Source organism: Providencia vermicola, assembly GCF_020381325.1.
GTDB lineage: Bacteria > Pseudomonadota > Gammaproteobacteria > Enterobacterales > Enterobacteriaceae > Providencia > Providencia vermicola.
Genome location: NZ_JAGSPI010000006.1, coordinates 94,196 through 107,147, shown reverse-complemented (window position 1 = coordinate 107,147; position 12,952 = coordinate 94,196). Strand labels below are relative to the sequence as shown.

General features: G+C 41.0%; 12 protein-coding genes. 5 read left to right on the top strand and 7 right to left on the bottom strand.

All coding sequences use genetic code 11. The features are described from left to right. Positions 1-64: 64 nt before the first annotated feature. Together hpt and cueO are read right to left on the bottom strand one after the other, a co-directional pair. On the bottom strand, positions 65-601 hold the full coding sequence (gene hpt, locus KDJ85_RS10270) for a hypoxanthine phosphoribosyltransferase (protein WP_225819593.1): 537 nt from the start codon (positions 599-601) through the stop codon (positions 65-67). 127 nt (positions 602-728) lie between these two features. After that, entirely contained in the window at positions 729-2,363 is a 1,635-nt protein-coding gene (gene cueO, locus KDJ85_RS10265; RefSeq protein ID WP_225819592.1) for a multicopper oxidase CueO, read from the bottom strand. A gap of 241 nt (positions 2,364-2,604) precedes the next feature. Between cueO and KDJ85_RS10260 the strand changes: the two genes are divergently transcribed. After that, a complete protein-coding gene (locus KDJ85_RS10260) occupies positions 2,605-2,955 on the top strand; it encodes a YacC family pilotin-like protein (protein ID WP_206082966.1) in 351 nt (116 codons plus the stop codon). 68 nt (positions 2,956-3,023) lie between these two features. On the opposite strand, the gene KDJ85_RS10255 is transcribed toward KDJ85_RS10260, so the two are convergent. Further along, positions 3,024-4,064 (bottom strand): AbrB family transcriptional regulator, encoded by a 1,041-nt coding sequence (locus KDJ85_RS10255; protein WP_225819591.1) that lies wholly within the window; start codon positions 4,062-4,064, stop codon positions 3,024-3,026. A gap of 164 nt (positions 4,065-4,228) precedes the next feature. After that, positions 4,229-4,870, bottom strand: coding sequence for a TetR/AcrR family transcriptional regulator (locus KDJ85_RS10250; protein WP_225819590.1), 642 nt, complete (start codon positions 4,868-4,870; stop codon positions 4,229-4,231). A gap of 357 nt (positions 4,871-5,227) precedes the next feature. Here KDJ85_RS10250 and KDJ85_RS10245 point away from each other — a divergent pair, with 357 nt between their 5' ends. Both KDJ85_RS10245 and KDJ85_RS10240 read left to right on the top strand, forming a co-directional pair. Continuing rightward, positions 5,228-6,445 (top strand): Tm-1-like ATP-binding domain-containing protein, encoded by a 1,218-nt coding sequence (locus KDJ85_RS10245; protein WP_225819589.1) that lies wholly within the window; start codon positions 5,228-5,230, stop codon positions 6,443-6,445. Between the two features lie 11 nt (positions 6,446-6,456). Then, the gene (locus KDJ85_RS10240) at positions 6,457-7,284 is read left to right on the top strand and encodes a phosphoenolpyruvate hydrolase family protein (protein WP_225819588.1); all 828 of its coding nucleotides are present in this window, start codon (positions 6,457-6,459) and stop codon (positions 7,282-7,284) included. Between the two features lie 50 nt (positions 7,285-7,334). Here the strand turns inward: KDJ85_RS10240 and KDJ85_RS10235 are convergent, their stop codons facing one another. The 3 genes from KDJ85_RS10235 to KDJ85_RS10225 all read right to left on the bottom strand — a co-directional run bounded on the left by KDJ85_RS10235 (position 7,335) and on the right by KDJ85_RS10225 (position 9,833). Continuing rightward, complete coding sequence (locus KDJ85_RS10235) at positions 7,335-8,030, bottom strand: hypothetical protein (protein ID WP_225819587.1); 696 nt, start codon at positions 8,028-8,030, stop codon at positions 7,335-7,337. Between the two features lies 1 nt (position 8,031). Then, positions 8,032-8,769 (bottom strand): hypothetical protein, encoded by a 738-nt coding sequence (locus tag KDJ85_RS10230; RefSeq protein WP_225819586.1) that lies wholly within the window; start codon positions 8,767-8,769, stop codon positions 8,032-8,034. 167 nt (positions 8,770-8,936) lie between these two features. After that, a complete protein-coding gene (locus KDJ85_RS10225; protein WP_225819585.1) occupies positions 8,937-9,833 on the bottom strand; it encodes a diaminopimelate dehydrogenase in 897 nt (298 codons plus the stop codon). A gap of 199 nt (positions 9,834-10,032) precedes the next feature. Here KDJ85_RS10225 and KDJ85_RS10220 point away from each other — a divergent pair, with 199 nt between their 5' ends. Further along, positions 10,033-11,379 carry an MATE family efflux transporter gene (locus KDJ85_RS10220; protein WP_225819584.1) on the top strand — a complete coding sequence of 449 codons (1,347 nt, stop codon included), beginning with the start codon at positions 10,033-10,035 and terminating at the stop codon, positions 11,377-11,379. A 208-nt stretch (positions 11,380-11,587) separates the two neighbouring features. Beyond that, on the top strand, positions 11,588-12,910 hold the full coding sequence (locus tag KDJ85_RS10215) for an L-cysteine desulfidase family protein (protein WP_225819583.1): 1,323 nt from the start codon (positions 11,588-11,590) through the stop codon (positions 12,908-12,910). Positions 12,911-12,952 lie beyond the last annotated feature (42 nt).

Genomic DNA, 12,952 nt, shown 5'->3' with positions numbered 1-12,952 from the left:
TATTTAATCATAAACAAAAAGGACAGCATTGCTGTCCTTTTTTAGTCATTAGTTCCTAAAAAACTTAGTTTTCTAGTAACGTAACATGCCCAATATAAGGCAAATGACGGTACTGTTGTGCGTAGTCGATACCATAACCAACAACGAATTTATCTTCGATTGAGTAACCTATCCATTCAACTGGAACATCCACTTCACGGCGTGATGGTTTATCCAGCAAAGTACAAATCGCTACTGATTTAGGGCCTCGTAACTCGAAAATTTCACGAACTTTATTTAAGGTATTACCTGAATCGATAATATCTTCAACAATTAAAACGTGCTTACCACGAATATCTTCATCTAAATCTTTGACAATTTTGACATCACGGCTCGATGTCATCGCATTGCCGTAGCTAGAAACAGTCATAAAATCAACTTCATGGGGAACATTAATTTTACGACATAAATCTGCCATAAAAATGAATGACCCTTTTAATAAACCAACAAGGACTAAATCGCCTTCAAGCGGTTGATAATGAGCACTGATTTTTTCAGCTAATTCACTGATTCGTTGAGCAATCTCTTCTTCAGAGATCATGACTTCAAGGGTATGTTTCATCTTCAATTACGCATCTATGGGAATGGAAAGCGCGTAATTTTACCATAGACGAGGCGCAGATACTAATAAAGGAAAATGCAGCAATAACATTTAATGCTGCATTTCGTCCTAAAACTAAAGTCTTTGGTTAGCTCACTGTAAAACCAAGCATCATTCCTGTGTCTTCATGTTCTAATAAATGGCAATGTGCCATATATGGATGCTCTTTCGTCGCAGGGTGTTTAAATTCAACTAAAATTTCGCTCACCTGCCCTTCAACTTTAACAATATCTTTCCAGCCTTGGCGATGCGGCTCAACAGCCCGGCCATTTTCTTTCAGGATACGGAATCGAGTTCCGTGTACATGGAATGGATGCAACATCATGTCACCACGCCCTGAAACGACCCATATTTCTTGGCGATTCATTGGCGCATCAAACGCTGGGTGTGTCATTGAGAATACTTGCCCGTTAATAGTATTAGCGTTATGGATATCTAAATCACCAGTCCCTGTGCCGCAATGCCCGCCATTCCCCATGCGACCTCGCATATTTCCACTACCCATATTACCTTGACTCATATTACCATGGTTCATCATCGAGCCATGATCCATATTGCCCATCATTGCGCCATGACCGCCCATGTTCCCCATAGCTTGTGCACCATACTTTTCGCGTAGCATCATCATACCTTGCATGTCTAAACGCATATCCATCATAAGGTGGAAACGGCGGCGATTTAATCCTGCTAAAGAAGGGATTGCAGAAATTGCAGCAAGAGTTGGAGGTAATTTACCTTCACCATTTGTTAATGTGGTTTCGATACGTAAAACAGGTAGAGGTTGGTCAAATGGTGCAATGGTCATTCCCATTTGCCCTACGGGTAATGTGACTAAATCAAATGCACGACCATCTGATGCATCAATTAGCACCTCAAAACGCTCTCCCATTAAAATCGGTAACTCTGTCAATCCAACTGGCTCAGCAAGTAAACCGCCATCACTGGCAATAACGTACATTTTACGACCATCACTCGTTGAAATATTTAGGCTACGTGCATTACAACCATTGAGTAATCGTAGGCGTATCCAGCCTTTTGGAGCTACGTGTTTCGGGTAAACTGCCCCGTTCGTTAGCATTAAGTCACCAAACCAACCTACCGCTGCGCTCATCACATCTAATTGGTAATCGATTTGCCCGTCATCTTTCAACCGTTTGTCTTGTAAAATTACAGGAATATCATCAACGCCCCAATGGCTTGGTAAACCGTGTTTCGCACTGTTTTCATCTTTTATCAGCACTAAACCCGCGAGCCCCATCGCCACTTGGTAACCTGTTTTCCCGTGAGTATGGGGGTGGAACCAACAAGTTGCTTCGCTTTGATCAATCGTAAAATTGACTTTGCGTGTTGCACCTGGTTGGATTATTGCTTGAGGGCCACCATCTTGTTCACCTGAAATTTCTAAGCCGTGCCAGTGAACAGTTGTATCTTCTGCCAACTGATTCACAATATTAATATTAACACTCTGACCATTTTTTAAGCTGATTGCTGGGCCAAGTAAATCACCGTTATACCCCCATGTAGTCGTTTTCTTACCTGGGACAAATTGAGATGTTCCTTGCTTGATCGCCAATTGAATATTCCCTTGAGCATCAGGCTCTAGTAACGGGGGAATTGCCAATGTGGGGTAGTTTTCAGCAGCTACTGCGATGCGGCTCCAAATAGGCAGCGCACTTGCAGCATATGTGATAGCACTTAATTTTAAAAAATCGCGACGTAACATTGATAACCTTCCTTTTGTTTATCAAATCAATAATCAGTGGCAGAGTATGTTGAGGGAAATTACCCTTTCTCTGCAAAACATGGTTTAATAAAACAAATGATAAAGCCTCCCCTTACAGGAAGGTCAATAAACCCACTCAAAAACTATGGGTTTATTACATTCATTTAAGAAAAATATAGTTGACTAACAATTCTATTCTTATGCTAACGTTACTTGACATAGAAACCCGATAGAATAAAGAATGCGCAAATTTATATTGATGATGTCATGCATAATGACTCTGTTAGGGATAACCAATTCTGCCAGAGCTCTTGCCCCCAACGAAGCTGAAGATCTGGCTGATCTGACGGCTGTTTTTATTTACCTAAAATATGACTGTGGGTACTCACAAATTCCCGATAGAGAAATTGAACGCGCTATCGTGTACTTTGCGAAAAGCAATAAATGGGATTTGAGCAACTACAACTCTGAAAAAATGACTCAGCTAAATAAAGAAAGTTATAACGACTTGAAGGGAATACCACTCACACAAGAGTTTAAATGCCAGTCACTCGCACGGGATTCACTTGGTCTTTTTGCCTATGTAAAATAACCCCATGCTCTAAGTCGAGAAAACATGCAAGAATTTAGATGCATGTTTTCTTCTCCGCCTAAGCTCATTTATTGCATTTTTTTGGCCCTACGTTCTTGCCAAAATAAAACGACAGATGGAATACTTTGAATAATCACCATGCGGATAATATGATTCGACATGACAAATCCTGCATCTAAATTCATTGTAATTGCAGCAAAAGTCATCGCTTCCATACTACCTGGCGCCCAAGCAAGCAATAATACCGAAATATCATACCCCGTTAACCATGCTGCAAATACCGTAATCAAGAATGTCAAAATGATATTGATAACAACAACTTGTGCAGAGGAGTAAATGTTTTTAATTAATGATGAAAGCGGAAAAACGACAAAGTGATTACCGATATTCATCCCAATTAATACCATACTCAGTTCAGTCAGCATTAATGGGAAATTTAATGGAATATCGACCCAACTTTGTATTAATGTTGCTGCGGCTAATGATGTGAGCATATAAGGTGCAGGAACTCTAAAACGCTGCAATATCAAGCCTGCAATCACCCCAACAACGACAATGAGCAATAGCCACATTGTTGCAGCCAGCGTTAATGAAGGGAACTCGATAACTGGTTGAGGGTCGCCATCACTCCCAACAACAACACCCGCCAATAAAATTAATATAATAAGACGAATAGTATGGGAGATGACAATCTTCTGTGGTGGTGTGTGAGTATGATCAGTTAAGGCCAAAATGGCAGCCATTGCCCCAGGTACAGACCCCAACATAGCTTCTTGTTTTGTCCAGCCAACCTTCCGGTAAAACCAAAAAAAACTAAAGGAAAATTGCACAGCTAGGCACACAACTAACATCAATAACAACAGGAATAAATTATCAGCCTCATTGAGCGAAACCTGGTTAAACATCAAACCAACCGAGGTACCTAATGTCACTTGAACAAAAGAAATTGTGTGTTTTGGTATAGCAAAAGAAATGCCAAAGCGATGAAAAATGATAACAGCGATAATTGGGCCAAACATCAGTGCAAGTGGGACACCAAGGTAAGTTAGTCCCCCTCCAATCACTGCACAAACCACGATCCCAATTATCATCTTAAATAATTTCATCATACAACATTAACCGTTAAGATTATTTATAGTCTTAATTTATATCATATTATTAATGCCAGATGACCTTAGTTTTCATTTATTTATTATGATAGCGATCATTCACTGTGGTTTTACCATTGATTAGTTTTTGATTTTCTTATTTTGGCTTGCCTCCCGATCTAGCTTTAAAGAGCTTTACTTTGACGTTTGGCATTATCGGTTACGGCTTGGTTAATTATCGCTTTTGCCATCCATTGTGCTAATTCTATGACCTGATCATTATCCATCTTCCAAATATCCTTTAGCACTAAGAAAATCTCCGAGCCATATATAACGGAAAATGCTTTGATTACCTTATCAACAATTTCCTGCGGATATTCTGATTTCATTGGTGCGGTGACCATTGTTAAAATATCTTTGCGGTTTCCCCGTTCGAATTGCTTATTTTTTACCTCTTGCGGAGCAGAACGCCCTTGTGCCCATTGCTGCAATGAGGCTTGTAATGCAGCTCTTAAAGCACCTTCATGCTCAAACATCCTTGGAAAAGCGAAGGTCAGCAGTTCATCAATACGCTCTTCCGTTTTTTCACTCTGAGGCCGCCATGTTAAAATAGGCCCTAAACTTTCATTAACAGTTGCCGTGATTAAATCACTTTGAGTGGGAAAATACCGATAAGCGGTTGCACGGGAAACCCCCGCTTCAAGTGCTAGCTCAGAAACAGAAGGCATTGCCCCTTTTTCAAATAAATCTAAAGCCGTTGTTACCAATAATAGATAAGTCCGTTTTCGCGTTCCCTTATATCCCTCAGCCGAATTAGTTTTAGGCATTTTATTTATCCTTAAAATACTGTCTATTGCATCAAGTCTAGTCAATAATACTGAGAAAACACAAGCAAAAATAAGTTATCCTTCTCAGTGACATACCGTTAAATGTTTCATCTCCCAAACCATCCTGTATATACAATCAAATATTGTATCCCTATCACAAATTTAGCAACCCTATGATACAAGGCACTATTAATATTTATGATGTTTTATCAATAAGATATGCTTGATATCAAGTAATTGCTTCTTCAACAAACCAAAAATGAGACTGCAATCTCATTTTACAAAAACAAAAAATGATACTATAGTCTCATTACGGTGAAAAATTCAACGCGAACTCTAATCTGAAAGGATTTTTATATGAAAAAACACCCTGGTTTTATCTATATCGCCACAACACTGGATACCAAAAGCGCTGAAATATTTTATGTCAGTGAATTAATTAAAAGCGCTGGGTTAGCTGTTCGCACTGTTGATTTAACCACTCAACCAACGCAACTAGAAAAAGAGGCCGATGTCAGCGCACACACCATCGCAAGCTTTCACCCTCTTGGTGTGGATGCGGTTTTTTGTGGTGACCGAGGTAAGGCGATTGAGGCGATGGCTCACGCTTTTAGCCTTTACCTTGCCGCACAAACTGATGTCGCGGCAATCCTTGGTTTAGGGGGCTCAGGTGGAACTGCATTAATCACCCCTGCAATGCAAGTACTCCCTGTTGGTATTCCTAAGTTAATGGTCTCCACTATGGCGTCTGGGGATATCTCAGGTTACATCGGTGCAAGTGACATCTCGATGATGTACTCAGTCACCGATGTTTCAGGGTTAAATATTATTTCTCGTAAGGTTTTGAAAAACGCAGCAAATCAAATAGCAGGTGCCGTCTGGTTTAACCAAGAAGAAGAAAATATTGATACCAAACCTGCCATCGCCCTAACTATGTTTGGCGTAACAACACATTGTGTTCAACAACTTACCGCACAATTAGAAGAGCAATACGACTGCCTCGTGTTTCATGCCACGGGAAGTGGTGGTAAAGCAATGGAAAAACTGATTGATAGTCAGTTACTGCATTCTGTGCTGGATATGACGACAACAGAAGTGTGTGACTATTTATTTGGTGGCGTTTTAGCCTGTGATGAGGACCGTTTTGGCGCCATTCAACGTACACAAACACCTTGCGTCATGTCTTGTGGTGCGTTGGATATGGTGAATTTTGGTCGCCCTGCCACAGTCCCTGAAAAATACCAAGACCGCTTATTTTACCATCACAATGCACAAGTTACATTAATGAGAACAACCAAAGAAGAAAACCAACAAATGGGACGTTGGATTGCTGAGAAGTTAAATCGCTGTGATGGCGAAGTTCGTTTTATTGTTCCAACATCAGGGTTCTCCGCATTGGATACCGAAGGCGCGCCGTTCTGGGATCCTATTGCAGACCAAGCGTTTATCGACGCACTGACAGAAAATTTGATAATAACAGAAAAAAGACAGCTTATTTTGAGTCCTCACCACATAAATTCCCAAGATTTTTGTGAACAGGTTATTCAGCTACACCAGGAAATTTTGAACAAATAATAGAGGTTAATATGAAACATAACCGCGCAGCGTTATTAAAAAAATTCAGAGAAATGATTGCTCGTGGAGAACCAATTATCGGCGGTGGTGCAGGTACAGGTTTATCCGCAAAATGTGAAGAAGCTGGTGGCATTGACCTAATTGTTATCTACAACTCAGGCCGTTACCGCATGGCGGGTCGTGGTTCACTTGCAGGCTTGCTCGCTTATGGTAATGCCAATGAAATCGTTATGGACATGGCAAAAGAAGTCTTGCCTGTTGTTAAGCACACTCCTGTTCTTGCAGGTGTTAACGGTACTGACCCATTTTGCCAGTTTGATAAATTTTTAGATGACATCAAAGCGACGGGCTTTGCGGGCGTGCAAAACTTCCCGACCGTTGGCCTGATTGATGGTAATTTCCGCGCTAATTTAGAAGAGACGGGAATGGGCTATGGCCTTGAAGTAGATATGATCCGCATGGCACACGAAAAGGATTTATTGACCACTCCGTATGTCTTTAGTGCTGATGATGCTGTTGAAATGACCAAAGCAGGTGCGGATATCATTGTGCCACACATGGGTTTAACAACGGGCGGGAATATTGGTGCCGAAACAGCACTGACACTTAAAGACTGCGTACCTCTTATCAATGAATGGGCAAAAGCAGCTAAAGCGGTGCGTGATGATGTCATTGTCCTTTGCCACGGCGGCCCTATCGCAACCCCTGAAGATGCCGAGTATATTTTAGCAAACTGCCCTGACTGCCACGGTTTTTATGGTGCAAGTTCAATGGAGCGTTTGCCTACCGAAGTCGCACTAACAAAGACTACACAGCAATTTAAATCAATAACACGTTAATTTTTTTATTTTTTGCCAACACCAGGCGCTTATTTCGATAGGCGCTTTTTTTATCTCTTTTTTGGGTTGAAAAAACGCCACAAAACCCAAAGTAGCGATGTTGAATAATACAAAACACCAAATTGAATAATCATAAGCGGGTTTTCCGTCATTCCAGTCATTTTTAACATGCCGTAATAGTTATTTTCTTCAAGGTATTGCTCCGTAAGCCCCCCTTCAGGTAAATAACGCGTTAACAATACAGCAATAATAAAACACGCAACATAATGGCGTAATTTAGCAATCCCTTCATCGAAGGCCTTAAAATTATCAAACTGACTTCCTTGCTGACGCCCAATAATTATTCGATTAATTAACGTAGCCGCATAAATATAAAGGATGGCGGAAGAGTTAATTTGCGTCGTATGAAAAATATAGGCTACGCCCCCTAAAATAGCGGCCACAAAAATAAAGAAAAAACCACGCTGAAGTACCGCCATCATTGTGCCCATATGCACTAAAATAAACTCAAACAACAGGATCAATACCATATTGTAAACTACTTCAACACCCGACCAATCAGGGGCAAACCACAGGGATAATAAAAAGCCGATATAAAAAACAGTTAAACCGTGATCCACAAATTCAGGTAAGGAATGCATTATTCCTTGTGGTTTATCTGATGCAGTAAAATGGCGCTTTCCTTTTACTACAGATGATAACGAGCGCGTATTAGTGCTTCTTTTATTTCTGATTTTTCTTGTCACTTTATTTTCCTTTTTCTCGGTAAATAGAGTGGCCTTTACACAAAAAATTCATTAAACAGGTCATAAAAACAGGTAACCCAAAGTAGAGCACTCCAAACGCAAAAGCCACATGAGGCTTGTCAGGAAACTCTCCCCCCGTGGAAATACTGGCGTAATACCCAATAGACCGTAAATACTCAGGTGTTAACCCACCATAAGGCACAAGGAAAGATAAAATTAATACGAGAAAAATACAAAACATAAAATTGAGCGCCATTAGCGCTGAATAGCCCATATTTTCATTGCGTTCTTGTTCGCTGCGGCTGGTTAAACCAAATAGCATCCGGTTTGCGACTGTTGCACTATATAAATAAAGTATCAAGGGCGAGTCCCCTAATACTGACATGTTAATTACCAATGCAAATAAGCCATAGAAAAGCGCAAATAAGGTTAATATTCGCCAATCACGAAATACCGCCATAAAGACGCCAGAGTGAATCAAAATAAATTCAAAAATTAGAATAATGGTCAGGTTATAAATAATTTCCACAGTGTAGTACTCAGGAAAGAACCAAACGGATAAAATAAACCCAACATAGAAAAGGGAAAAACCGTAATTAATTATTTTAGAAAAAGCACGAATAAGGCTAAAAGAGTGCGAGCTTTCTTTCACACTTTTCACTGAAGGCTGTTTTGGGAAGAAACCTTGATTTTTATTTTTTTCTGTTTTTGATTGCTCATTCCCTGACCGCTTAACCATGATTCTCACTCCAGATTATCAATTCTATTTTCTGAATAAGCTACTTGATAACGCAAAAAATAAACAGTGGCCAAAATCCGAATGACAAAGTAAAACCAAGATAAAGTGTAAAAAATATCAGCAAGATGGCATGAACTTAACGTTTCATGCCACAAATAAAAATGTAATTAGACTAACTTAGCAATCAGTGTGTCTAAATCACCTTGCAGGAAATTCACCGGTGGGATTTCAATCACAGTATAAGCCCCCGCAGCCTGCTTCATTGAAGCGCGTGCAGCTGAAACCATAAATTGTGATGTTAATGCAGGGTTATTAATACGCATTGAATATTCGAACAATTGGTTATGCGTAGCACCCGAAACGCCTTTGTGCGTCATATGGACACCATGCCCAACATCTTTTAATGCATCAATGCTATCGACCTGGCGAATATGGGTTTCATCGGATGCAAAATAGCTATCCGCTTTAATCGCTTGAGCAACATCATCAAATTTTGCGCCAGCATCTAATTCAATATACACCATACGACGATGTACACCTGTCCCTAATGGAATCGTTACCGATAATGCATCTTTCACGCCATCAATCGCTTTTGCCGCAACACTGTGCCCCATGCTCATACCTGGCCCGAAATTGGTGTAAGTCACCCCTTTTGGTGCCATGGCTAACATCAAAGTACGCATGATAGAGTCAGAACCTGGATCCCAGCCAGCTGAGACAACGGCGACGCTATTATGTTGCTTAGCAACATCATCGAGGCTTCTTTTCAGCGCCACAATGTCTGAATGCACATCAAAGCTATCAACAGTATTGATGCCTAGTGCTAAGATTTTTGCCGCAAGAGGCTCGATTGCACGGGTTGGTGAGCACAGGAGTGCTACATCCACTTTCCCTAGTTTTTCAATATCATCGACCACTTTGTACGAGGCAAGTTCAGCAGGGATATCTTGTGTGTTGCGACGAACAATACCAACAAGCTCAAAATCGTCAGCGGCCAGAACAGCTTCTAGTGCATAATGGCCGATATTGCCATATCCCACTATTGCTGCTTTAATTTTTGTCATTTTTACTCCTATACAGTTCTGATGTTGCTTATTAATTAATTTATAGCGAAATTAAATCTAACAGATTAATTAAAAGTAAACAAAACATTCACTTTACGAAATTGGGGGCATTTTAACCCTATTTTCATTAATGAATTCCATGTAGAATTCGCAGTTCAAACCACTATTCTTAATTCTCATAAATATATAAAGGTTCTCAATGCATCAGTCTGATGTGACTGAGCGGTCACTCTTTTCGCTCAGTTGGCCAATTTTTATCGATATTTTTCTGCATTTGGCCACATTATTAATTAACACTTACATGGTTAGCCATGTATCGACGGCTTACCTTGCTGCTATGGGGGTAGGTAACCAAGTCTTTGATCTTTTTATCACTATTTTTAACTTTATTAGTGTGGGATGCAGTGTGGTTATCGCCCAATATTTAGGGGCAGGCCGCCGTGAAAAAGCCAGCCAAGCGATTCACATCTCCATCGCCTTTAACTTTATTCTGGGTTTTTCCAGTGCATTAGTCGCGGTATTCTTTGGCTATACCATCCTAAAAATCATGAATATGCCATCCCATTTAATGGCGGACGGTTATACTTATTTACGTATTTTAGGGATTTGTTTAATTCCTGAAGCAATTTCCATTATTTTAGCAGCATGTTTGCGGGTTTATGGCAAAGCACAGCCTGCCATGTGGGTAACATTGATTGCCAACCTGATTACTGTTGTTGGTAATATCATTGTACTTTATGGTTTCTTCGGCTTGCCACAATATGGTTTAGAAGGTGTAGCATGGTCAACTGTGGTCGGGCGCATTGTTGCTGTTATCTTACTTTTCTGCTTATTATTCTATGGGTTACGAATAAAGTTTGTCCCAATGATGCTCATTCATTGGTCACGTAAGATGCTCGGTAAAATTTTGCATATTGGTTTACCTTCAGCGGGGGAAAACCTTGTGTGGATTTTACACTTTATGACAGCATCTGCCTTTATTGGGTTAATGGGAGAAACTTCCCTCGCTGCGCAAACGCTTTATTTTCAATTATCTTTATTTATCATGCTGTTTGGTATTTCTGTCAGTATAGGTAATGAAATCATGGTGGGTCATCTGGTTGGCGCAAAACGCTTCCAAGATGCCTATATTCGCGGTATCAAGAGCCTAAAAATGGGCTTTTATGTCACTATCGGTGTTGTTATTGCTTTCTGGTTACTTCGCGACCCTATTCTAAACAACATTACCGATGACCACGGCATTATCGAACTCTTATTACCCTTATTTTTACTCTCAGTATTTTTAGAGCCAGGGCGCACCATTAATATTGTCATGGTGAATGCGTTACGTGCCTCTGGGGATGCACGCTTCCCATTATGCACTGCCATTATCTTTATGTGGGGTGTGGCGATTCCACTAGGCTATTTTTTAGGGATAAAAATGGAAATGGGCTTGCTGGGAATTTGGCTCGGTTTCTTTGCCGATGAATGGCTGCGAGGGTTAACTAATGCATGGCGCTGGCGCTCACGGAAATGGCAAAGTAAACGCCTTGATGTAGAAAGTTAATCGGTAAAACAATCACAATGTCCTGCCCTGTTTTATAGGCAGGATTTTTGTGACAAAGCTCAATTTTAAAAATATTTTATTTTTATCTCAATATTTGGAGATTTTTTTTCTCTCCTTCCCCAATATATCCCTGAACATAGTGAAGTTTTTCTCCAACAGGTTGTTTAAAATAATAAAATCAAAAAAGATTTCATTAAGGGAAGCCGCCATGCATGCGCAATCACAACCATTACTTTGGCAATATTTTATCAATGCGGTAAAACAAGAAGTGAAGCCAGCTTTAGGTTGTACCGAGCCAATTTCACTGGCTTACGCAGCAGCAAAAGCAGCGTCCTTCCTTGACGGTGACATCACTCGCGTTTGTGCCTTTGTCTCCCCCAACCTGATGAAAAATGGTATGGGCGTCACGGTACCAGGTACAGGCATGGTAGGATTACCTATCGCTGCCGCTTTAGGTGCGGTTGGCGGCGATGCAGATGCGGGTTTAGAGGTACTTAAATCCGCTTCAACTGATGCGATTGCATTGAGCAAAACAATGTTAGCGCAAGGGCTAGTGACCGTTGATATCAAACACCCTTGCGAAGACGTTATCTATTCCGAAGCGACGGTACATACCCAAACAGGCTCAGCGACTGTGATTATCACGGGTTCACACACCAATATTGTGAAGATAACCCATAATAATGAAACTGTGTTTGATACCTTATCAAGCAACCCTCTAGAGGATCTTCCTGTTGATTGTGCAGCAGATATCCCTTTACCGCCCGTTACCGCAAAGGCCGTCTACCAATTTGCAACTGAAGCCCCATTAGACGATATTCGTTTTATTTTAGAAGCCGCCCAGCTAAATGAAGCCCTTTCCCAAGAAGGTCTGCGTAATGTCTATGGCCTACATATTGGGAAAACGTTGCAAACTCAGCGTGATCGTGGTTTGTTATCGAAAGACTTAATGTCCGAAATTATGATCCGCACCTCTGCCGCATCCGATGCCCGTATGGGCGGTGCGGTTTTACCTGCAATGAGCAACTCTGGCTCAGGTAACCAAGGTATTGCCGCAACCATGCCTGTTGTGGTCACTGCAGACTATTTACAATCCTCTGAAGAACAGTTGGCTCGCGCGTTGATGTTATCCCACCTAATGGCTATTTATATTCATAATCAGTTACCTGCGTTATCTGCACTGTGTGCGGCAACAACCGCCGCTATGGGGGCGGCAGCTGGGATTGCATGGTTATTGGAGTCACGTTATGAAGTCGTCGCAATGGCCATTTCCAGTATGATTGGTGATGTCAGCGGGATGATTTGTGATGGTGCATCAAACAGTTGTGCAATGAAAGTCTCCACCAGCGCCAGTGCAGCCTATAAAGCTGTCCTCATGGCCTTAGATAATAGCTGTGTGAGAGGCTCTGACGGTATTGTGTCGGATGATGTAGACCAGTCGATTGCTAATTTGTGTTCATTGGCTGCAGGGTCAATGAGACATACTGATGTGCAGATTATTGAGATTATGGCATCAAAAGCTCGCCCTTAACGCCGTAGCGTTGTTGGCTTCATTCACCAACCCTAGTCACAT

Bases quoted from the DNA above. Each gene is read 5' to 3' on its own strand.
- hpt (WP_225819593.1), bottom strand. From the start codon at position 601: ATGAAACATACCCTTGAAGTCATGATCTCTGAAGAAGAGATTGCTCAA.
- cueO (WP_225819592.1), bottom strand. From the start codon at position 2,363: ATGTTACGTCGCGATTTTTTAAAATTAAGTGCTATCACATATGCTGCA.
- KDJ85_RS10260 (WP_206082966.1), top strand. From the start codon at position 2,605: ATGCGCAAATTTATATTGATGATGTCATGCATAATGACTCTGTTAGGG.
- KDJ85_RS10255 (WP_225819591.1), bottom strand. From the start codon at position 4,064: ATGATGAAATTATTTAAGATGATAATTGGGATCGTGGTTTGTGCAGTG.
- KDJ85_RS10250 (WP_225819590.1), bottom strand. From the start codon at position 4,870: ATGCCTAAAACTAATTCGGCTGAGGGATATAAGGGAACGCGAAAACGG.
- KDJ85_RS10245 (WP_225819589.1), top strand. From the start codon at position 5,228: ATGAAAAAACACCCTGGTTTTATCTATATCGCCACAACACTGGATACC.
- KDJ85_RS10240 (WP_225819588.1), top strand. From the start codon at position 6,457: ATGAAACATAACCGCGCAGCGTTATTAAAAAAATTCAGAGAAATGATT.
- KDJ85_RS10230 (WP_225819586.1), bottom strand. From the start codon at position 8,769: ATGGTTAAGCGGTCAGGGAATGAGCAATCAAAAACAGAAAAAAATAAA.
- KDJ85_RS10225 (WP_225819585.1), bottom strand. From the start codon at position 9,833: ATGACAAAAATTAAAGCAGCAATAGTGGGATATGGCAATATCGGCCAT.
- KDJ85_RS10220 (WP_225819584.1), top strand. From the start codon at position 10,033: ATGCATCAGTCTGATGTGACTGAGCGGTCACTCTTTTCGCTCAGTTGG.
- KDJ85_RS10215 (WP_225819583.1), top strand. From the start codon at position 11,588: ATGCATGCGCAATCACAACCATTACTTTGGCAATATTTTATCAATGCG.